The 19,185-nt window shown below is 72.8% G+C and carries 20 protein-coding genes; 11 read left to right on the forward strand and 9 right to left on the reverse strand.

The genetic code is table 11. From position 1 onward, the window contains the following. The first annotated feature begins 80 nt into the window (after positions 1 to 80). Positions 81 to 1,643 (forward strand): glycosyltransferase family 87 protein, encoded by a 1,563-nt coding sequence (locus KSNIM_RS19090; RefSeq protein WP_263104420.1) that lies wholly within the window; start codon positions 81 to 83, stop codon positions 1,641 to 1,643. Here the strand turns inward: KSNIM_RS19090 and KSNIM_RS19095 are convergent. The 3 genes from KSNIM_RS19095 to KSNIM_RS19105 all read right to left on the reverse strand — a co-directional run bounded on the left by KSNIM_RS19095 (position 1,640) and on the right by KSNIM_RS19105 (position 4,323). Beyond that, the gene (locus KSNIM_RS19095; RefSeq protein WP_263108019.1) at positions 1,640 to 2,686 is read right to left on the reverse strand and encodes an alanine racemase; all 1,047 of its coding nucleotides are present in this window, start codon (positions 2,684 to 2,686) and stop codon (positions 1,640 to 1,642) included. The two genes, KSNIM_RS19090 and KSNIM_RS19095, sit on opposite strands and share 4 nt — an antisense overlap. Before the next feature lie 31 nt (positions 2,687 to 2,717). Continuing rightward, positions 2,718 to 3,836 carry a lipid II:glycine glycyltransferase FemX gene (locus tag KSNIM_RS19100; protein ID WP_263104421.1) on the reverse strand — a complete coding sequence of 373 codons (1,119 nt, stop codon included), beginning with the start codon at positions 3,834 to 3,836 and terminating at the stop codon, positions 2,718 to 2,720. 178 nt (positions 3,837 to 4,014) lie between these two features. Continuing rightward, positions 4,015 to 4,323 carry a hypothetical protein gene (locus KSNIM_RS19105; RefSeq protein WP_263104422.1) on the reverse strand — a complete coding sequence of 103 codons (309 nt, stop codon included), beginning with the start codon at positions 4,321 to 4,323 and terminating at the stop codon, positions 4,015 to 4,017. A gap of 322 nt (positions 4,324 to 4,645) precedes the next feature. On the opposite strand from KSNIM_RS19105, the gene rpsF reads away from it, so the two are divergent. The 4 genes from rpsF (at position 4,646) to rplI (ending at position 6,450) form a co-directional block, all read left to right on the forward strand. After that, positions 4,646 to 4,936: a 30S ribosomal protein S6 gene (rpsF, locus tag KSNIM_RS19110; protein ID WP_030270167.1), complete on the forward strand. Its 291-nt coding sequence runs from the start codon at positions 4,646 to 4,648 to the stop codon at positions 4,934 to 4,936. A 104-nt stretch (positions 4,937 to 5,040) separates the two neighbouring features. Then, entirely contained in the window at positions 5,041 to 5,640 is a 600-nt protein-coding gene (locus KSNIM_RS19115) for a single-stranded DNA-binding protein (RefSeq protein WP_263104423.1), read from the forward strand. A 109-nt stretch (positions 5,641 to 5,749) separates the two neighbouring features. Next, a complete protein-coding gene (rpsR, locus tag KSNIM_RS19120; RefSeq protein WP_030270170.1) occupies positions 5,750 to 5,986 on the forward strand; it encodes a 30S ribosomal protein S18 in 237 nt (78 codons plus the stop codon). A gap of 17 nt (positions 5,987 to 6,003) precedes the next feature. Next, positions 6,004 to 6,450: a 50S ribosomal protein L9 gene (rplI, locus tag KSNIM_RS19125; RefSeq protein ID WP_263104424.1), complete on the forward strand. Its 447-nt coding sequence runs from the start codon at positions 6,004 to 6,006 to the stop codon at positions 6,448 to 6,450. Positions 6,451 to 6,550: 100 nt separating this feature from the next. Here the strand turns inward: rplI and KSNIM_RS19130 are convergent, their stop codons facing one another. Next, on the reverse strand, positions 6,551 to 7,876 hold the full coding sequence (locus KSNIM_RS19130; protein WP_263104425.1) for an MATE family efflux transporter: 1,326 nt from the start codon (positions 7,874 to 7,876) through the stop codon (positions 6,551 to 6,553). A gap of 605 nt (positions 7,877 to 8,481) precedes the next feature. Here KSNIM_RS19130 and dnaB point away from each other — a divergent pair. After that, complete coding sequence (gene dnaB / locus KSNIM_RS19135) at positions 8,482 to 9,954, forward strand: replicative DNA helicase (RefSeq protein ID WP_263108020.1); 1,473 nt, start codon at positions 8,482 to 8,484, stop codon at positions 9,952 to 9,954. A gap of 11 nt (positions 9,955 to 9,965) precedes the next feature. Here the strand turns inward: dnaB and KSNIM_RS19140 are convergent, their stop codons facing one another. After that, positions 9,966 to 10,532, reverse strand: a complete 567-nt coding sequence (locus KSNIM_RS19140; protein WP_263104426.1) for a dihydrofolate reductase family protein — start codon at positions 10,530 to 10,532, stop codon at positions 9,966 to 9,968. 279 nt (positions 10,533 to 10,811) lie between these two features. Here KSNIM_RS19140 and KSNIM_RS19145 point away from each other — a divergent pair, with 279 nt between their 5' ends. Beyond that, positions 10,812 to 11,399 (forward strand): HD domain-containing protein, encoded by a 588-nt coding sequence (locus KSNIM_RS19145; RefSeq protein ID WP_263104427.1) that lies wholly within the window; start codon positions 10,812 to 10,814, stop codon positions 11,397 to 11,399. Positions 11,400 to 11,522: 123 nt separating this feature from the next. Here KSNIM_RS19145 and KSNIM_RS19150 read toward each other — a convergent pair whose 3' ends face one another. From KSNIM_RS19150 to KSNIM_RS19160, 3 genes are all read right to left on the reverse strand, one after another. Further along, positions 11,523 to 12,446: an NADP-dependent oxidoreductase gene (locus tag KSNIM_RS19150; protein WP_263104428.1), complete on the reverse strand. Its 924-nt coding sequence runs from the start codon at positions 12,444 to 12,446 to the stop codon at positions 11,523 to 11,525. A 165-nt stretch (positions 12,447 to 12,611) separates the two neighbouring features. Then, entirely contained in the window at positions 12,612 to 13,805 is a 1,194-nt protein-coding gene (manA, locus tag KSNIM_RS19155) for a mannose-6-phosphate isomerase, class I (RefSeq protein ID WP_263104429.1), read from the reverse strand. A gap of 125 nt (positions 13,806 to 13,930) precedes the next feature. Further along, entirely contained in the window at positions 13,931 to 15,319 is a 1,389-nt protein-coding gene (locus tag KSNIM_RS19160) for a phosphomannomutase/phosphoglucomutase (protein WP_263104430.1), read from the reverse strand. A 360-nt stretch (positions 15,320 to 15,679) separates the two neighbouring features. On the opposite strand from KSNIM_RS19160, the gene KSNIM_RS19165 reads away from it, so the two are divergent. Next, positions 15,680 to 16,447 (forward strand): polyprenol monophosphomannose synthase, encoded by a 768-nt coding sequence (locus KSNIM_RS19165; RefSeq protein WP_263104431.1) that lies wholly within the window; start codon positions 15,680 to 15,682, stop codon positions 16,445 to 16,447. Between the two features lie 88 nt (positions 16,448 to 16,535). On the opposite strand, the gene KSNIM_RS19170 is transcribed toward KSNIM_RS19165, so the two are convergent. Next, positions 16,536 to 16,898 carry a winged helix-turn-helix transcriptional regulator gene (locus tag KSNIM_RS19170; RefSeq protein ID WP_263104432.1) on the reverse strand — a complete coding sequence of 121 codons (363 nt, stop codon included), beginning with the start codon at positions 16,896 to 16,898 and terminating at the stop codon, positions 16,536 to 16,538. Between the two features lie 107 nt (positions 16,899 to 17,005). Here KSNIM_RS19170 and KSNIM_RS19175 point away from each other — a divergent pair, with 107 nt between their 5' ends. From KSNIM_RS19175 to KSNIM_RS19185, 3 genes are all read left to right on the forward strand, one after another. Further along, the gene (locus KSNIM_RS19175) at positions 17,006 to 17,653 is read left to right on the forward strand and encodes an FMN-dependent NADH-azoreductase (RefSeq protein ID WP_263104433.1); all 648 of its coding nucleotides are present in this window, start codon (positions 17,006 to 17,008) and stop codon (positions 17,651 to 17,653) included. Positions 17,654 to 17,782: 129 nt separating this feature from the next. Beyond that, the gene (locus tag KSNIM_RS19180; RefSeq protein WP_263104434.1) at positions 17,783 to 18,688 is read left to right on the forward strand and encodes an MBL fold metallo-hydrolase; all 906 of its coding nucleotides are present in this window, start codon (positions 17,783 to 17,785) and stop codon (positions 18,686 to 18,688) included. A 67-nt stretch (positions 18,689 to 18,755) separates the two neighbouring features. Continuing rightward, on the forward strand, positions 18,756 to 19,185 hold a 430-nt coding region (locus tag KSNIM_RS19185), incomplete at its 3' end, for a molybdenum cofactor guanylyltransferase (protein WP_263104435.1).

Raw genomic sequence — 19,185 nt, forward strand, 5'->3', positions numbered from 1 at the left:
CCCCTCGGGGGCGGGCCGGCGCCGGTGTCTTTGCCGGGGTCTCCTCGTCGTGCGGGCGGTGGTGCGGCAGTATGTCCGCCATGACGTCCAGCACCCACGAGACCGCCGGGCCCGCGCCCGTACCGGCCGGTCCGCTGCCCAACACCGTCGTCGTGCCAGCCGACGAGGACCCGGTGGCGGCGGCCGGCAGCGAGGTGTTCGGCGGCCCGCCCGGGCGCCGTGCCCTGCTGGGCGTCTCCTGGTGGACCCCGGCCCGCTTCCTCGCCCTGGTCGTCATCGTCACCTATGTGCTCGGCCTGGTGCAGAAGATCCCCTGCTACGACGGCGGCTGGTTCCACGGCGCGACCACCCAGTACACGCACGCCTGCTACAGCGACATCCCGCACCTGTTCTCCGGTCGCGGCTTCGACAGCGGGCGCCATCCGTACCTGGACCCGCTGCCCTTCCCGACCCAGGACATGCAGTACCTGGAGTACCCCGTCCTGACCGGTCTGTTCATGCAGGTCGCGGCCTGGCTGACGCCGACCGGCGGGGAGCTGCAGGGGCGCGAGCAGTGGTTCTGGATGGTCAACGCGGGCATGCTGATGGTCTGTGCGGTGGTGGTCGTGGTGGCGCTCACCCGTACCCACCGGCGCCGCCCCTGGGACGCGCTGCTGTTCGCCGCCGCCCCCTGCCTGGCCCTGGACTCCACCATCAACTGGGACATGCTCGCGGTGGCGCTGGCCGCCGTGGCCATGGCGTACTGGGCCGGTTCCCGGCCGGTCGCGGCGGGTGTCCTCATCGGACTGGCCACCGCGGCCAAGCTCTACCCCGTGCTGCTGCTCGGGCCGCTGCTGGTGCTGTGCTGGCGGGCGGGGAAGTGGCGCGACTTCGGCCGGGCGCTCGGCGGCGCGGTCGCGGCCTGGCTGGTCGTCAACCTGCCCATCATGATCGCCAATTTCAAGGGCTGGGCGACCTTCTACACCTTCAGCCAGGTCCGCAAGGAGGACTTCGGCTCGTTCTGGCTGATCCTCATGCAGGACCGCAACCAGCAGCTCCCCACCCTCAACACCTGGATCTCGGTGCTGCTGGTGCTCTGCTGCCTGGCCGTCGGCTGGCTCGCGCTCTCCGCCCCGCGGCGCCCCCGCTTCGCCCAGCTCGCCCTGCTGGTGGTGGCCGCGTTCGTGCTCACCAACAAGGTCTACTCGCCGCAGTACGTGCTGTGGCTGATCCCGCTCGCCGCCCTCGCCCGGCCGCGCTGGCGGGACTTCCTGATCTGGCAGACCTGCGAGGTGCTGTACTTCCTCGGCGTCTGGTCGTACCTCGCCTACACCGGCGACTCCAAGCAGCACGGCATCGGCCAGGACTGGTACCACCTGGCGATCGCCCTGCACCTGCTGGGCACGCTCTACCTCTGCGCGATGGTCGTCCGGGACATGCTGCACCCGGAGCACGACCCCGTGCGCTGGGACGGCAGCGACGACCCGTCCGGCGGCGTGCTGGACGGCGCCCCGGACGTCTTCGTGCTGGGCAGTGCCCGCCGGCTGCGCGAGGAGGCGACCTACGCGGAGTACGCGCCGCGGGACGACTGGACCTGGACGGAGCCCGACGAGGGCACCCCGGTGCCTGCGGAAGGCGCCGCCGCCGGCCGGGACGAGCCCTAGGCCGCGCCCAGCAGGGTCTCCCGGTGGTCGACCACGCGGTCGAAGTGCGTGGTGGTGTGCCGGACGGTGAGCGGGAGTTCGTCGCCGATCACCGGGGGCTTGAGCTCCCCGGGCAGGAAGAGGATCGACACCTGCATGTGCGGCGGCTCGGCGAACCACAGTTGGCGGCCGGCCCAGGCGTACGGGGACAGGGTCCGGTTCACGGCGGCCAGGCCGGCCCGGGCCAGGCCCTTGGCCCGGGGCAGCATGCCGTGCAGGTACTTGGGCGCCTCCATGCCGACCCCGTGCGCGGTGCCGCCGGTCACCACCAGCAGGTGGCCGTCGGACGGCGCCTTGTGCTGGCGGTAGCCGTAGCGCTCGCCCTTGGCCACCGCGGTCACGTCCAGCACGGTGGCCGCGGCGTGCAGCGCGGCGACGTCGCCGAGCCAGAGCCGGGTGCCGATCCGGGAGCGGAAGGCCGTGTCCGGGTGGCGGGCGCTCAGCCGGGCCACGTCGTCGGCGGCCAGGTGGCTCAGGTAGACCGAGGCCGGCGCCGGGCCGGCCGCCGCGATCGCCGCCATCCAGTCGGCCACCTCCCCGACCGGGTCGGAGCCGTCCGGCCGGTCCAGCGGGAGGTGCAGCGCGAAGCCCTCCACCACCGGGCCGTCCGTCGGCAGTTTCGCCAGGTCGGCGCGGGCGATGCCGTGGCGTCTCATGCTGGTCATGCACTCCACCACCACCCGGGTGCCGGCCGGGAGCGCCCGCAGCGCCTCGACGTGGGCGACCGTGCGGATCGTCCCCGGCGGCACGGCGGGCGCGTCCTCGCCCGGCCGGTACGGGGTGAGCACCAGCAGGTCCCCGGGGAAGCTGACGTCGGCGGCCTCCCGGGCGGTGCCCACCGCCAGCATCCCGGTGCCGAGCCGCGCGGCCTCCTCGGCGAGCCGGGCGTTGCCCAGCCCGTAGCCGTTGCCCTTGGCCACCGGCACCAGGCCGGGGAACTCCGCCAGCACCGCCTGCTGGTGCGCCCGCCACCGGGCGGTGTCCACGTACAGCGACAGGGTCATCGTCACTCCCCGAGGATGTGGTGAGGGCGTCTCAGCGGCGCGACATGTAGAGGTCGAGCGCCTTGTGCAGCAGCTTGTTCAGCGGGAAGTCCCACTCGCCGAGGTACTCGGCGGCCTGGCCGCCGGTGCCGAGCTTGAACTGGATCAGTCCGAAGAGGTGGTCGTCCTCCTGCAGGGTGTCGCTGATCCCGCGCAGGTCGTAGAGGGTGGCGCCGAGGGCGTAGGCGTCGCGCATCATCCGCCACTGGATCGCGTTCGACGGCTTGACCTCGCGTTTGTGGTCGGCGGAGGCGCCGTAGGAGTACCAGACGTGCTCGCCGACGGCGAGCATGGTGGTCGCGGCCAGCGGTTCGCCCTCGTGGTAGGCGATGTAGAGCCGCATCCGGTTCGGGTCCTCGGCCGCCAGTGCCTTCCACATCCGCTGGAAGTAGGCCAGCGGGCGCGGGGTGAATCGGTCCCGCTCGGCGGTGACGACGTACAGCCGGTGGAAGACCTCCAGATCGTCGTAGCCGCCCTGGACGACCTCGACGCCGCTCTTCTCGGCCTTCTTGATGTTGCGCCGCCACAACTGGTTGAAGCCGCGCTGCACGTCGTCGAGCGAGCGGTCGGCCAGCGGCACCTGGAAGACGTACCGGGGCTGGACGTCGCCGAAGCCCGCGCCGCCGTCCTCGCCCTGCAGCCAGCCGGCCCGGCGGAGCCGGTCGGCGACCTCGAAGGCGCGCGGCTCGTACCAGTCCGGCTCGACGTCGCGCAGCCGCTTGGCCTCCTTGCTCGCGATGGCCGCCTTGAGGGTGGTGGCGTCCCAGCGGCGGACGACCACCGGCGGGCCCATCTTCACCGAGAAGGCGCCCTGGGCCCTGAGGTGGGCCAGCATCGGCTGCAGCCAGGCGTCGAGGTCCTGGTCGAACCAGTCGATCACCGGCCCCTCCGGCAGGTAGGCCAGGTAGCGCTTCACCTTGGGGAGCTGGCGGTAGAGCACCAGGCCCGCGCCCACGATCCCGCCGGACGGGTCGAACCAGCCGAGGCTCTCCGAGCGCCACTCGGCCTTGACGTCGGCCCAGGCGGGCACCTGCATGTGGCTGGCGGAGGGACGGGACTGGACGAAGGCGAGGTGCTCCTCGCGACTGATCGTCCTCAGGCGCAGGCTCATGCTGGGATGCTCCTCCTCGGTCGGGCGCTCCAGGGTGAGGTCACGGCGACCCTATCGCCCGAATGGTCCGTTTCTGCTGGGACTGGCCGGACGTGCCGGTGCCCTCTCCGCATACCTGAGCACACCCGGGTACACGGGGAGGGCACCGGAGGTCACGCGGGGCTCCGGCGCGCGGCTGTCACCACAGGCCCCCGAAGAAGCCGCCGTGCGCGAGACCGAGGTAGAGACCCACCCCGGCCAGGCCGGTGGAGATCACCAGGGCGAAGCGTTCGGCCGTGGTGACCGAGATGAACTGGCCCCACAGGCCGGCCACGACACCGACCAGGCCGGTCCACGAGCTCATGATGTGCAGGCTGTCGAAGAACGCGCTGACGAAGGCCAGCAGGCCGAAGACGGCGGCCACCGCGACGAATGCGTTCTCGCGCGGGTGCGCGTGGCCGTCGGTGTTGAGGGTGAGGGCCGGAAACCGGCGGACGGTCTGAGCCATGGGACCCACCTCCCGGGTGGACTACGGGCGGGACGGGCGGGTGCCCGTCGGCGGCACGGACCGGACAGCGTGCCGTTCCGTCCAGATTGCGGCCGGTATGCCCTGGATCACAACCCCTATGCGTTTTGGGTCGGCAGCTCCGGCCCGGTAGGCTGTGCGGTCTGCACTGGTGTAGGTGTGCCCCCGTGTGCCCTTCGCCGGGACCGGTTGTCAGACCCCGCCACTACGGTGGCCGGAGTCGACACCGCACCGGTGCGACGCTGCACAACCCTCCTGCCACGGAGAGACCGTGGCCGTTGAGTCCAAAGGAGGTGGGTTACCCATGCGTCACTACGAGGTGATGGTGATCCTCGACCCGTCGGTCGAGGAGCGCGCTGTCTCCCCCCTGATCGAGAACTTCCTCAACGTTGTCCGCACCGGTGGCGGCAAGGTCGAGAAGATCGACACCTGGGGCCGTCGTCGTCTGGCCTACGAGATCAACAAGCAGTCCGAGGGCATCTACTCGGTCATCGACCTGAAGGCCACGCCTGAGGTCGTCAAGGAGCTCGACCGCCAGCTCAGCCTGAGCGAGTCGGTTCTGCGGACCAAGGTCCTGCGCCCGGACACCCACTGAGCCACCTCTGACGCCTCCGGCGTCAGGTGACTCACGCCCGGTGTTTCACGTGAAACGCCGAGCGAGCACCGCAGAACTCCTTTTTCCGAGAGGTCATCACCACCATGGCAGGCGAGACCGTCATCACCCTCGTCGGCAATCTCGTCGACGACCCCGAGCTGCGCTTCACCCCGTCGGGTGCCGCGGTCGCGAAGTTCCGTATCGCGTCCACCCCGCGCACCTTCGACCGCCAGACCAACGAGTGGAAGGACGGCGAGAGCCTCTTCCTCACGTGCAACGTCTGGCGGCAGCCGGCGGAGAACGTCGCCGAGTCGCTGCAGAAGGGCATGCGCGTCATCGTGCAGGGCCGACTGCGCCAGCGGTCTTACGACACCAAGGAAGGCGAGAAGCGGACGGTCTTCGAGGTTGAGGTCGACGAGGTCGGCCCGAGCCTCCGGTCGGCGACCGCCAAGGTCACCCGGGCCAACCGGTCCGGCGGCCCGGGCGGTGGCGGCGGCTTCGGCGGCCAGCAGGGCGGGGCTCCGTCCGGCGGCGGCTGGGGCGGCCAGCAGGGCGGTGGCGGCGGCGGCTGGGGTGGTAACCCCGGCGGTCAGTCCGGCCCGTCCGACGACCCGTGGGCGTCCTCCGCTCCCTCCGGTGGGAACCAGGGCGGCGGCTGGGGTGGAAACTCCGGCGGCGGCTACTCGGAAGAGCCCCCGTTCTAGCGGTGCACGCCGGGCACGGCCCCTGGGCCGGGCCCCGGCATGCTGAGAGATTTCGTGCGGTCCGCGCCGCCTCGCGCGTCCGGGCCGTCCATCCCCAATGGAGCACATGATGGCGAAGCCGCCTGCTCGCAAGCCGAAGAAGAAGGTTTGCGTCTTCTGCAAGGACAAGGTCAACTACGTTGACTACAAGGACACGAACCTGCTGCGGAAGTTCATCTCCGACCGCGGCAAGATCCGTGCCCGCCGGGTCACCGGCAACTGCACCCAGCACCAGCGTGACGTCGCCACGGCCGTGAAGAACAGCCGTGAGATGGCGCTGCTGCCCTACACCTCCACCACGCGCTAAGAGAGGGTGACCGAAGAATGAAGATCATCCTCACTCACGAGGTCCCCGGCCTCGGCAGCGCCGGCGAGGTCGTCGAGGTCAAGGACGGCTACGCCCGCAACTTCCTGGTCCCGCGCGGCTTCGCCATCCGCTGGACCAAGGGCGGCCAGAAGGACGTCGACGCGATCCGTCGCGCCCGCAAGATCCACGAGATCCAGACCCTCGAGGCGGCCAACGAGGTCAAGGCCAAGCTCGAGGGCCTGCAGGTCAAGCTCGCCGTCCGCTCGGGCGACGCCGGCCGCCTGTTCGGCTCGGTGACCCAGGCCGACGTCGTCGACGCCATCAAGGCTGCCGACGGCCCGGCGGTGGACAAGCGCGCCGTCGCGATCGCCTCCCCGATCAAGACCCTGGGCACCCACAAGGTCTCGGTCAAGCTGCACTCCGACGTGCAGGCCAACCTCGACGTCAACGTCGTGGCTGCCTGAGCGCTCCCGTAGCAGCCCGAGGGCCGGCCTCCCCACGAGGGGAGGCCGGCTCTCGGTCGTTCCGGCCGGGCGGCCCGGTGGGCTCAGGGCCGTGGCCAACTCAGGCGCGGACCGCGCCGGTCACCAGCCAGCGTCCGGTGCGCACCCGGAGCACCAGGAAGGCCGCCCGGGTCAGCATGAAGAGGTTCATCGCCCACCAGAGCGCGGTCAGTCCGCCGCCGAGGCCGGGCACCGCGAGCGCGGCCGGGGCGAAGAGCACCAGGGTGGCCAGCATCGCGGCGGCCAGGTAGCCGCCGTCGCCGGCGCCCATCAGCACCCCGTCCAGGACGAAGACCACGCCGCCCACCGGCTGGGTCAGCGCGGCCAGCAGCAGCGCCGTGGCGAGCTGGGCCTGCACCGCCGGGTCGGCGGTGAACAGCGGCACGTACAGCGGCCGGGCCAGCACGATCAGCAGGCCGAGCAGCAAACCCGCCCCGATGCCCCACTCGACCATCCGCCGGGTGGCCGCGCGGGTGCCCGCCACGTCGCCGGCGCCCAGGTGCCGGCCGATGATCGCCTGCCCGGCGATCGCCACGGCGTCCAGGGCGAAGGCTACGAAGCACCAGATGGTCATGGTGATCTGGTGGGCGGCGATCTCGGCGTCGCCCAGGGTGGCGGCCACGGCGGTCGCGATCAGCAGGACGGCCCGCAGGCTGAGGGTGCGGACGAGCAGCGGCCCGCCGGCCCGGGCGCAGGCCCGGATCCCGCCGGCGTCCGGACGCAGGCCCGCGCCCTCCCGCCGGGCGCCCCGCACCACCACGACCAGGTAGGCGGCGGCCATCGCGTTCTGGGCCAGCACGGTGCCCCAGGCGGAGCCGGCCACACCGAGGCCGGCGCCGTACACCAGACCGAGGTTGAGCACGGTGTTCGCCGCGAACCCGGCCACCGCGACCAGCAGCGGGGTACGGGTGTCCTGCAGGCCGCGGAGCACGCCGGTGGCCGCCAGCACCACCAGCATCGCCGGGATGCCGAGGGCGCTGATCCTCAGGTAGGTGACGGCGTAGGGGGCCGCGGTGGGGGAGGCGCCCAGCAGGTCGGCCGCCTGCGGGGCCAGCGCCAGGGTGAGCACGACGAGTCCGGCCGAGAGCAGCAGTGCCAGCCAGATGCCGTCCACGCCCTGCTGGACGGCGGCCCGCCGGTCGCCGGCGCCGATCCTGCGGGCGACCGCGGCGGTGGTGGCGTAGGCGAGGAAGACGAAGACGCCGATGACGGTGGTGAGCACGGCGGAGGCGATGCCGAGCCCGGCCAGCTGGGCGGTGCCGAGGTGGCCCACGATCGCCGAGTCGGCCATCAGGAAGAGCGGCTCGGCGACCAGTGCGCCGAAGGCCGGCACGGCGAGTGCGAGGATCTCGCGGTCGTGCCGGCGGCGGGCGGTCGGGGAGGTCATGTGAGCCAGCCTACTCATCCACAGGTAAGTGGTGAATAGGAGATGCATCACTTACTCGAAATCTTGATCGAGGGGCGTGGGGGCGGGATGTCCACGGCCTGTCGGGTGAACGGGCGGCCGTGTGAACTTTTTCTCATGCACAGCCGATCGAGGAAGTAGTCCCAGGTCAGCCGGTTGACGGTGGATGGATGGTGTGGTTATCCACAGAGCTGTCCACAGGGTTGTGCACAGGTTTCGGGCACTTCTCCACAGGTGCCGCCCCGTCGTCCACACCCCCTGTGGATAACCGTCTTGGCCGAACGGCCCCCGGCGCCGTAGCGTGGGGCGCCGACCCGCCCCCTGCCCTGCGCCCGTTCCGGGCCGGCCCGGGGCCCGCCCCGCGCGACACCCGTGGCCCGGTGGCGGAAATGTCGGCCGGTTGGCGTATGAAGGAGGATGCGTCATCGGCAAGGCCCGCTCCACTCGCACGATTCGCTGATCGGGGAACACGCGTGACCGGCCCCCAGTACGACGACCACGACGTTCCCCCGCCCCCGGAGGACGACTGGCAGCCGTCCGACGACGCCTTCGGTCCCGGCTCCTTCCCCAGCACCCCGAGCGACCGTCTGCCGGTCTCCCGCGGCCGTGACGGCGGCGGCCAGGGCGGCGGCCGGGGCGCCTTCCAGCGCGGCGGCGACGGATTCCGGCGTGGTGAGGGCGGCCGGCGGGACGGCGGGGGCGACGAGGACCGGACGCCCGCCGCCGACGGCTTCGAGCGCGTTCCCCCGCAGGACCTGGCGGCCGAGCAGTCCGTCCTCGGCGGCATGCTGCTCTCCAAGGACGCCATCGCCGACGTGGTCGAGGTGCTCAAGCCGGCCGACTACTACCGGCCCGCCCACGAGCTCATCCACGGCGCGATCCTCGACCTGTACGCGCGCGGCGAGCCCGCCGACCCGATCACCGTCGCGGGCGAGCTGACCAAGCGCGGCGAGCTCGCCCGGGTGGGCGGCCCCGGCTATCTGCACACCCTGGTCAACTCCGTTCCGACCGCGGCCAACGCCGAGTACTACGCCGAGATCGTCCACGAGCGGGCCGTCCTCAGACGGCTGGTGGAGGCCGGCACCCGGATCGCCGGCATGGGCTACGCCGCCGAGGGCGACGTGGACGAGATCGTCAACGCCGCGCAGGCCGAGATCTACGCCGTCACCGAGCAGCGCACCAACGAGGACTACGCCCCGCTGGCCGACATCATGGAGGGCGCCCTCGACGAGATCGAGGCGATCGGCTCCCGGGCCGGCCAGATGAACGGCGTACCCACCGGCTTCGCCGACTTCGACCAGCTGACCAACGGCCTGCACCCGGGTCAGATGATCGTCATCGCGGCCCGTCCCGCGATGGGCAAGTCGACCCTGGCGCTGGACTTCGCCCGGGCCGCCTCCATCCACAACAACCTGCCCAGCGTGATCTTCTCGCTCGAAATGGGGCGCAACGAGATCGCCATGCGCCTGCTCTCCGCCGAGGCGCGGGTGGCGCTGCACCACATGCGCTCGGGCAACATGACGGACGACGACTGGACGCGGGTCGCCCGCCGGATGCCGGACGTCACCAACGCGCCGCTGTACATCGACGATTCGCCGAACCTGTCGATGATGGAGATCCGGGCCAAGTGCCGTCGGCTCAAGCAGCGCAACGATCTCCGACTGGTCGTCATCGACTACCTCCAGCTGATGCAGTCCGGCGGCTCCCGCCGGGCCGAGAGCCGTCAGCAGGAGGTCTCCGACATGTCCCGTAACCTCAAGCTGCTCGCCAAGGAGCTCGAAGTCCCGGTCATCGCGCTCAGCCAGCTGAACCGAGGCCCCGAGCAGCGCACCGACAAGAAGCCGATGGTCTCCGACCTGCGAGAGTCCGGCTCCATCGAGCAGGACGCCGACATGGTCATCCTGCTGCACCGCGAGGACGCCTACGAGAAGGAGTCCCCGCGTGCGGGCGAGGCCGACCTGATCGTCGCCAAGCACCGTAACGGCCCCACCGCGACCATCACCGTCGCCTTCCAGGGCCACTACTCGCGCTTCGTCGACATGACCCGCGACATGGGCTGAGGGGCCGCTGCTCAGCGCCTCGTCTCGTACCTGGTCAGGACCACGCCGCCGGGGAACGTCCGCGTCTCCACCAGGTTCAGGTTCACCCAGCTGTCCAGCGCGGTGAAGAACGGCGTGCCGCCGCCCACCAGGACCGGATGGGCGGCGATCACGTACTCGTCGATCAGCCCGGCCCGCATGGCCGCCCCGGCGAGCGTTGCGCCGCCGATGTTCATCGGGCCGCCGTCCTCGGCCTTGAGCCGGGTGATCTCGGAGATCGCGTCGCCGGTGACCAGGCGGGTGTTCCAGTCGACCTTGTCGATCGTCGAGGAGAACACCACCTTCGGCGTGTCCCGCCAGTTCCGCGCGAACTCGATCTCCGCCGGGGTGGCGTCGGGCTGCTGGTCGCCGGTCGGCCAGTAGGAGCTCATCGTCTCCCACAGCTTGCGCCCGTACAGCGACAGGCCGCTCGCCTGCTCGTGGTCGAGCCACCACTGGAACAGCTCGTCGCTCGGCGGTCCGCTCCAGCCGATGTCGTCGCCGGCCGCGGCGATGTAGCCGTCCAGGGTCAGGTTCATGCCGTAGATCAGTTTCCGCATGGCCCAGCCTTCCGTCCGTGGGTGTGCGGCGTACAGACCAGCGTGGCGCGGGAACCCGTCGGTGCGCGATCCGGGCTCGCCGGCGGTCCTCGTGATCGGGGCCCGGCGTGGTGTACTCGGCCGACACGGGCAAGCCGCCCGATCTCGACCTCGCCCCCGCGAGGAAATGCCACGGATTTGAGACCGATGATGGGTGACAAGGTCGTGAGACAGCCGGGAACGCCGAGGTCACGCACGATCGACATGCCACGAGCGGCGAGACCCCGCACGGGGACGGCCGTGGACGTGCTCGCCATCGCTCTGGACGACTGCCGGGCACCGCGGTTGCGGCCGCTGCCGCAGGAGGTCGCGGAGCTGCTGCAGGAGCTCGGTGCACCGCCCCGCCTGGTGGCCCATCTGCGCGCCGTCCACGAGGTCGCAGGGCAGCTCCTCGGCTGGGTGGCGGAGCACTGCCCGGCGCTCGAAGTCGACCGGGAGGCCGTGCTGTTCGGCGCCGCCACCCATGACATCGGCAAGGTCCGGCACCCCGCCGAACTGTCCGGCCCCGGATCGGCGCACGAGCCGGCCGGGCGTGAACTGCTGCTGGAGCACGGGGTGGCCGAGGAACTGGCCCGGTTCGCCGCCGGGCACGCGACCTGGGACGCCCCCGGCACCCGGGCCGAGGACCTGCTGGTGAGCCTCGCCGACAAGGTCTGGAAGAACAAGCGCCTGCCCGACCTGGAGGACCGCGTCGTGGCCGAGCTGTGCCGGGCCGGGGGGCGCCCCGGCTGGGAGGAGTTCCTGGCGCTGGACGAACTCCTGACCCGCATCGGCGACGGCGCCGAGGAACGGCTGGCGTACCAGGCCGCCCACCCCGTCCTGGGCTGAGGCGCCCTGGTTCGCGAGGCGTCGCCGTCCGGCGGTGCTGCGGGCTGGCGCCTTCCGCACGGGCCGGCGGGGCTCGTGCGCCCGTGCGGGCCCGGTGCGTTCCGGCGGGCAGGGCGCCGGGTGTCAGACCGTCAGCACCACGGCGCCGCGGGTGCCGCCCGCCTCCAGTCGGGCGTGCGCGGCGGCCACCTCCTCCAGGGGGAGGACGGAGTCCACCCGGACGACGAGCCGGCCGTCCGCGACCAGCTTCGCCAGTCCGGCGAGCTGGGCGCCGTCGGGGCGGACGTTGTGGACGGCGACCTCGATGCCGCGTTCGGCGGCGGGTGCGGCCGGCGGCCGGACGGCGACGAACAGGCCGCCGTCGCGCACCGCCGCCAGCAGCGGCGTCGAGAGGCCGGCGGTGTCGATCACCGCGTCGGCGCCGGCGGGGGCCAGACGACGCAGGGCGTCCACGGCCGTTTCACCGCGGGCGACGAACTCGGCCCCCAAGGCGGCGAGTTCCGCTTGGTCACGCGGACCGGCGACGGCGATCACGCGCACGCCGCGGGCGAGCGCCAGCTGAGTGGTGAGGTTCCCCAGGTTGCCGCCGGCGCCGGTGACCACCAGGGTGCCGCCGGCGCCGAGGCCGGTGCGCTCCACGGCCTGCAGCGCGGTCAGTCCGTTGAGCGGGAGCGCCGCCGCGGTCGCGGCCGGGACGTCGGCCGGGGCCGGGGCGAGCTGGTCGGCGGGCAGCACCGCGTGGTCGGCGTGGGTGCCGTTACGGGTGGCGAACCAGTGCGAGAGGCCGATGACGTCCTCGCCGACCGCGAAGGCGGTGACACCCTCGCCCACCGCGTCCACCGTGCCGGCGACGTCCCAGCCCAGCCGGAACGGTGGTGCGCCGAGCAGCCCGGCCATCAGACCGGAGCGCACCGCGGTGTCGGCGGGGTGCACGGCCAGCGCCCGGTTGCGGACGCGGACCTCGCCCGGCCCGGGGACGGGGACGGGCACCTCGGTGATCTCGGCCTGCCGGGCGTCTCCGTAGCTCCGGACTGTGACAGCGCGCATGGTGCTCTCCTCGAATCTCGCTGGTCGGGCGGCGGCCCGGCCGGTCGGCGTGCTTCGAGGCTGTCACCGTGCGATCGGCGGCGGGAGAGGAGAGCCGACCCTGGGAGTGCCGATCCCTGGCTGCGCGGCGGAGCCGCGGGGCCCCGCCGCGCAGCCGACCGGGCGTCAGAGGGTGACGGTCGCGCGGAAGACCGTGGCGCCGGGCCCGGCGACGGTGGTGTCGGTGCCGTCGGCGGGCAGGAAGGCGGACTGCCCGCGGGCGAGGTCCAGCGTCCCGCCGCCGGCGGAGGTGAGCCGGACGAGGCCCTCGGTGCAGAGCAGGATCTGCGGGGCGCGGCCGGGCAGAACCGCGGGCGCGGCGCCGAGGGTGTAGCGGGAGAGCCGGAACTCGTCGATCGGCACCGGGTAGTGGTGCTCGCCGTCGGCGGCGGCCGTGGGCCGCAGCACGTCGGGGGCGCCGGGCTCGAACACGACCACGCGCAGCAGTTCGGGGACGTCGATGTGCTTGGGCGTCAGCCCGCAGCGCAGCACGTTGTCCGAGTTGGCCATGATCTCGACGCCGGTGCCGCGGAGGTAGGCGTGCGGGATGCCGGCGCCCAGGTAGAGCGCCTCACCCGGCTGCAGTCGGACGTGGTTGAGCAGCAGGGCGGCGATCAGTCCGGTGTCGCCGGGGAACTCGCGGGCGGCGAAGGCGTATCCGGCCATCGCGCCGGTCGGGTCGCCCGCGGCGGCGGCCTCGACGGCGCGGGCCACCTCGGCCACGGTGCGCTCGGCCTTCTCGCCGGACAGCGAGAGGACGGCGGCGAGGGCGTCGGCGAGCGCCTCCGGGGCGGGCTTGCTGCGCAGGGTGTCGATCAGCGGGTCGAGCGCGGGCACCGCGAGCGAGGCCATCAACGCGGCAGCCTCGGCGGGCTCCCGGAACCCGCAGAGGCCCTCGAACTCGTCCAGAGCGCAGATGAGTTCGGGCTTGTGGTTGGCGTCCTTGTAATTGCGGTGCGGGGCCTCGACCGGGATGCCGGCGGCGTCCTCCGCGGCGAACCCGGTGCGGGCCTGCTCCAGCGTGGGGTGGGCCTGGATGGAGAGCGGCTTGCCGGCGGCGAGGACCTTGAGCAGGAAGGGCAGAGCGGGGCCGAACCGGGCGACGGCGGCGGCGCCGAGCTCGCGCTCGGGGTCGGCGGCGATCACCGCGTCCAGGGTGGTCGTTCCGTCGCCGCGCTCCAGGCGGGAGGCGTCGCCGGGGTGCGCCCCGAGCCACATCTCGGCCTGCGGTTCCCCGGTGGGCTGCTCGCCGAGGAGGGCGGGGATGGCGGTGGTCGATCCCCAGGCGTAGGGGCGGACGGTGTTCTGCAGCCTGTCCATCGGCTCGGTTCCTCGCTGTTCCCTGCGGGGTGGCTCTGTCGGAACGCCAGACTCTAGCCGAGCGGTGTGTACGGACGGTGCAGTGCGGCGGCCCGGCCCGGGGCCGCCGCACCGCGAGCCGCGGGTCAGGCGCGGACGATCGCCAGCACGGCGTCGCGCAGCTCGGCCATCCGGGCCGGGTCCTTGGCCTCGACGTTCAGGCGCAGCAGCGGCTCGGTGTTGGACGCCCGGAGGTTGAACCACCAGTCGTCGCCGGCCACCGTCAGGCCGTCCAGCTCGTCGACGGAGACGCCCTCCAGCGCGCCGTAGACCGCGCGCACCTCGGCCGTCCGGCCGGCCTGGTCGGCCACGGTGGAGTTGATCTCGCCGGAGGCCGCGTAGCGGTCGTACTGCGCGCACAGCCGCGAGAGCGGCTGCTGCTGGCCGCCGAGCGCGGCCAGCACGTGCAGCGCGGCCAGCATGCCGGTGTCGGCCCGCCAGAAGTCGCGGAAGTAGTAGTGCGCGGAGTGTTCGCCGCCGAACACGGCGTTGGTGCGGGCCATCTCCTCCTTGATGAAGGAGTGGCCGACGCGGGTCCGGACGGGCACGGCGCCCAGGTCGGTGACGACCTGCGGCACCGTCCAGGAGGTGATCAGGTTGTGGATCACGGTCGGCTTCTCCTCGCCGGCCGCACGGGCGCGGGTGATCTCCCGCTCGGCGACCAGCGCGGTGATCGCCGAGGGCGAGACCGGCTCGCCGCGCTCGTCCACCACGAAGCAGCGGTCGGCGTCGCCGTCGAAGGCGAGGCCGAGGTCGGCGCCGACCTCGCGCACCTTGGCCTGCAGGTCGACCAGGTTCTTCGGGTCCAGCGGGTTGGCCTCGTGGTTCGGGAAGGTGCCGTCCAGCTCGAAGTACATCGGCACGACCTCGACCGGCAGTCCGGCGAGCACGGCCGGAACGGTGTGGCCGCCCATGCCGTTGCCGGCGTCCACGGCGACCTTGAGCGGCCGCATCGCGGACAGGTCGACGAGCGAGAGCAGGTGGGCCGCGTAGCCGTCCAGGGTCTCCCGGGAGGAGAGCGTGCCCGGGGTGGCGCCCGCGGCGGCGGGGACGGTGACGGTGCCGTCCTCGGCGAGCCAGGACTCCACCAGTTCGCGGATCTCGGTCAGGCCGGTGTCCTGGCCGACCGGGGCGGCGCCGGCCTTGCACAGCTTGATGCCGTTGTACTGCGCCGGGTTGTGCGAGGCGGTGAACATGGCGCCGGGCAGGTCGAGGCTGCCGGAGGCGTAGTAGAGCTGGTCGGTGGAGCAGAGGCCGATCTCCACCACGTCCGCGCCGTAGGCGGCGGCGCCCTCGGCGAAGGCCCGGGACAGCTCGGGGGAGGAGGGCCGCATGTCGTGGCCGACGACGACCGCGGAGGCGCCGAGCACCTGCACGAAGGCCGCGCCGAAGGCACGGGCGTACGAGGCGTCCCACTGGTCCGGCACCACGCCTCGGACGTCGTACGCCTTCACCAGCTGACTGAGGTCCCGCATCGCGGCTCCCACCCTGTTCGGTGCGGGACGGCCCGCACGGTCTCGTCGTCGACACCCGGTGCGGGGCTCCGGGTGCCGGCCGCCGCCGATGCCCCGGAAAGGGCGCCGGCCGGCCGGGGAGCCGGTCGCGAGCGACCGGTTGCTGCGCGACCTTCGGGTGTTCACGTGGTGCTGAGACTACCTGTTGCCCGGTGGCCGCCCGTCCCGGCGGCCGGTGGGGTGGACACGACGTTGTACGATCCGCATTCCGGGCCGTGTGCTCGGATGCCATCCGGGCCCTGTCGCGATGACATGCGCTGTCGAACCCCCTCCGGCTGCGGGCTCGCCGCATCGTTCCCCGAAGTTTCGAAAGGCTGTGCCGTGACTGCCCCTGAGGAGACCACCTTCGCCGATCTCGGCAGGGTGCTGGTGATCATCCCGACCTACAACGAGGCCGAGAACATCGAGCGGATCGTCTCCCGCGTCCGCACCGCGGTCCCCGAGGTCCACGTCCTGGTCGCCGACGACAACAGCCCCGACGGCACCGGCGACCTCGCCGACAAGCTCGCCTCCGAGGACGACCACGTCCGCGTCCTGCACCGCAAGGGCAAGGAAGGCCTCGGCGCCGCCTACCTCGCCGGCTTCCGCTGGGGCATCGACCAGGGCTACACCGTCCTCGTCGAGATGGACGCCGACGGCTCCCACCAGCCCGAGGAACTCCCCCGCCTGCTCACCGCCCTGCGCGGCGCCGACCTCGTCCTCGGCTCCCGCTGGGTACCCGGCGGCAAGGTCGTCAACTGGCCCAAGTCCCGCCTGCTGCTCTCCCGCGGCGGCTCCACCTACTCCCGCCTCATGCTCGACGTCCCGATCCGCGACGTCACCGGCGGCTACCGCGCCTTCCGCAAGGAGACCCTCCTCGGCCTCGGCATGGACGAGGTCGCCTCCGCCGGCTACTGCTTCCAGGTCGACCTCGCCTGGCGCACCGTCAAGGCCGGCTTCAAGGTCGCCGAGGTCCCGATCACCTTCGTCGAACGCGAGCACGGCGCCTCCAAGATGAGCCGCAACATCGTCGTCGAGGCCCTCTGGCGCGTCACCACCTGGGGCATCACCTCCCGCCTCGACAAGATCACCGGCAAGAACAAGAAGTAACCCTCCGGGGTGACGGGAGCGCCCCGTCGCGGTGCCGAGCGACTGCTCGGTGTCCGCGGCGGGGCGCTTCGTCGTGTCCGGGTGTGCCCTACGGGCAGCCGCCGGGCGGCAGCGGGGGCAGGTAGCGCTCGGCCCAGGCGCGCAGCTCGGTGAGGGCGGGGCCGAGGGCGGCGCCGGACTCGGTGAGCCGGTAGCGGACCCGCAGCGGCGGGCCCTCGTCGACCTCGCGCAGCACCAGGCCTGCCTCGCCGAGCTCGGTGAGCCGGTCGGAGAGCATCCGTTCGCTGATGCCGGGGATGGCGCGGCGCAGCTCGGAGAAGTGGCCGGGACCGTGGCTGAGCACGGCGACCACGAGCCCCGTCCAGCGCTTGCCGAGCAGGGCGAAGACCCGGGTGATGGCGGCGTCCGCCCCCGTACAGGCCGTGTGTGCCGGTGCTGTTTCCTGCGCCATGTCGTCCAGGGTACTGCCCTGCGGCAAGTGACTGCAGAAAAGTAAGCTGCTACTGTTGTGGAAGCAACGCACTGCGCTGCAGTAACTTTCGAAATGGAGGCATCGCCATGCCCACGCTGCTGCACATCGACTCGTCCGCGCTCTCCGAGGGCTCCGTCTCCCGCGAGGTCTCCGCGGCCTACCGCGAGGCCTGGGAGGCCGCCAACCCGGGTGGCACCGTGATCTACCGCGACCTGGCCGCCGAGCCCGTGCCGCACCTGGACGCCGCCGGCATCACCTCCGCCTTCGCCCCGGCCGAGCACCGCACGCCCGAGCAGCAGCAGGCCTGGGCCCTGCGCGAGCAGCTGGTCACCGAGCTGGAGCAGGCGGACGCCGTCGTCATCGGCACCCCGATGTACAACTTCACGATCCCGTCGGCCCTCAAGGCCTGGCTCGACCAGGTGATCGTGATCGGCCGCAGCGCGGGCGAGCAGCCCTCCGCCGCCGGCACCCCGGTCACCGTGGTCGCCTCCCGCGGCGGCGCGTACGGCCCCGGCACCCCGCGGGAGAGCTTCGAGTTCGTCACCACCTACCTGGAGAAGGTGCTGACCGGCATGCTCGGCCTGGAGGTCGACTTCGTGGTGCCCGAGTTCACCCTGGCCCGGGTCAACCCCGCACTGGCCGGCTTCGCCGAGCAGGCGGACGCCTCCAAGGCGAAGGCCCTGGTGGACGCCGCGGCCCGCGCCGAGGCCGTCGGCAGCCGCGTCGCGGCCTGACGCCCCCGCGCCCGGGCGGCCCTCCGCTCCACCCGCCCGGGCGCGCCTGACCGGCGATCGGTACCCCCACCGACCAAGCTGGTACGAACGAGCGGCCCGCCGGGCCGCCCCGCCGACCAGGGAGCCGATGTGACGCCCAACCCGCCCGACGAGACCGCCGGACCCCACCGCGCGGCCCCCGGGCCGGGCCACCCGCCGCTGGAGATCGACGTCTTCACAGGCCCGGAGAGCGCCTTCTTCGCGACCTCCGTGCTGATCATGGGCCAGGGCACCGCCATCCTGGTCGACGCCCAGCTCACCCGCAGCGCCGGCCGCGAACTCGCCGAGTGGATCGCCGGCAAGGGCCGCCGGCTGCTCGCCATCGTGGTCACCCACCGCCACCCCGACCACTACTTCGGCGCGGAGGAGGTGCTGCGGCTCTTCCCCGAGGCCCAGCTGCTGGCCGCCCCGCCGGTGGTCGACGGGATCGCCCGCACCGCCGCCGCCAAGGTCGCCGAGTGGAAGCCCGTCTACGGCGACGACATCCCCGACCAGCCGCTGCTGCCCGCACCGCTGCTGCCGCAGCCGCTGATGGTCGACGGCCAGCCGATCCGGGTGCTCGCCCTCGGCCAGGGCGACTGCGAGGGCTCCACCGTGGTGCACATCCCGAGCATCCGCACCGTGCTCGCCGGCGACTTCGTCTACAACGGCACCCACGTCTGGACGGCCGACACCGACGCCTACCGCCGGATCGACTGGGCGCACAACCTGGCCCGGATCGCCGACCTCGGCGCCGAACGGGTCGTCGCCGGCCACCGTGCGCCCGGCACCGACGACGACGCCCTGCGGGTGCTCGCCTTCACCGGCGAGTACCTGCAGGACTTCGACCGCGCCCTGGCCGCCCACCCGCACGACCCCGAGGCGCTGGCCGCCGCCATGAACGAGCGGTACGGCGCGCTCACCCTGCCCGCCATCCTCGACCTCGGCGCGGCGGCCAACACCACGCCGGCCGAGGACGCCGAGATCGTCGACGCGGAGATCGTCGAGGAGGACTGAACCCGCCCGCCCGCCCGCTCCCGGACGATGCTCCCCAACGGCGCGCCGCACGGCGGATACTGGCGGCATGACGGTCTTCGACGTGATCGTGCCGGCCGGCGGCGCCGCGAGCCGGCTCGGCGGCGTCGACAAACCCGGACTGGACGTGGGCGGCCGCACCCTGCTCGACCGCGTGCTGGAGGCCTGCGCGGACGCCCGCACCACCGTCGTGGTCGGCCCCGTCCGCACCGTCGCCCGCACCGTGCACTGGGCCCGCGAGGAGCCGCCCGGCGGCGGCCCGGTCGCCGCCGTCGCAGCCGGCCTCGCCGGCGTGACCGCCGACCGGGTGCTGCTGCTCGCCGCCGACCTCCCCTTCCTGGACGACCGCACCGTGCACCGGCTGCTCGACGCGCTCGACGACACCAAGGCGGAGGCCGCCGTGCTGGTCGACGCGGGCGGCCGGGACCAGCCGCTCGCCGGCGCCTACCGGACGGCCGCGCTGCGCGCCTCGCTCGCCG

The organism is Kitasatospora sp. DSM 101779 (genome assembly GCF_025655475.1).
Classification (GTDB): Bacteria; Actinomycetota; Actinomycetes; order Streptomycetales; family Streptomycetaceae; genus Kitasatospora.

What these genes read in the sequence shown, in the direction of transcription:
- KSNIM_RS19090 (WP_263104420.1), top strand. Translation starts at nt 81, where the DNA reads ATGACGTCCAGCACCCACGAGACCGCCGGGCCCGCGCCCGTACCGGCC.
- KSNIM_RS19095 (WP_263108019.1), bottom strand. Translation starts at nt 2,686, where the DNA reads ATGACCCTGTCGCTGTACGTGGACACCGCCCGGTGGCGGGCGCACCAG.
- KSNIM_RS19100 (WP_263104421.1), bottom strand. Translation starts at nt 3,836, where the DNA reads ATGAGCCTGCGCCTGAGGACGATCAGTCGCGAGGAGCACCTCGCCTTC.
- KSNIM_RS19105 (WP_263104422.1), bottom strand. Translation starts at nt 4,323, where the DNA reads ATGGCTCAGACCGTCCGCCGGTTTCCGGCCCTCACCCTCAACACCGAC.
- rpsF (WP_030270167.1), top strand. Translation starts at nt 4,646, where the DNA reads ATGCGTCACTACGAGGTGATGGTGATCCTCGACCCGTCGGTCGAGGAG.
- KSNIM_RS19115 (WP_263104423.1), top strand. Translation starts at nt 5,041, where the DNA reads ATGGCAGGCGAGACCGTCATCACCCTCGTCGGCAATCTCGTCGACGAC.
- rpsR (WP_030270170.1), top strand. Translation starts at nt 5,750, where the DNA reads ATGGCGAAGCCGCCTGCTCGCAAGCCGAAGAAGAAGGTTTGCGTCTTC.
- rplI (WP_263104424.1), top strand. Translation starts at nt 6,004, where the DNA reads ATGAAGATCATCCTCACTCACGAGGTCCCCGGCCTCGGCAGCGCCGGC.
- KSNIM_RS19130 (WP_263104425.1), bottom strand. Translation starts at nt 7,876, where the DNA reads ATGACCTCCCCGACCGCCCGCCGCCGGCACGACCGCGAGATCCTCGCA.
- KSNIM_RS19140 (WP_263104426.1), bottom strand. Translation starts at nt 10,532, where the DNA reads ATGCGGAAACTGATCTACGGCATGAACCTGACCCTGGACGGCTACATC.
- KSNIM_RS19150 (WP_263104428.1), bottom strand. Translation starts at nt 12,446, where the DNA reads ATGCGCGCTGTCACAGTCCGGAGCTACGGAGACGCCCGGCAGGCCGAG.
- manA (WP_263104429.1), bottom strand. Translation starts at nt 13,805, where the DNA reads ATGGACAGGCTGCAGAACACCGTCCGCCCCTACGCCTGGGGATCGACC.
- KSNIM_RS19160 (WP_263104430.1), bottom strand. Translation starts at nt 15,319, where the DNA reads ATGCGGGACCTCAGTCAGCTGGTGAAGGCGTACGACGTCCGAGGCGTG.
- KSNIM_RS19170 (WP_263104432.1), bottom strand. Translation starts at nt 16,898, where the DNA reads ATGGCGCAGGAAACAGCACCGGCACACACGGCCTGTACGGGGGCGGAC.
- KSNIM_RS19175 (WP_263104433.1), top strand. Translation starts at nt 17,006, where the DNA reads ATGCCCACGCTGCTGCACATCGACTCGTCCGCGCTCTCCGAGGGCTCC.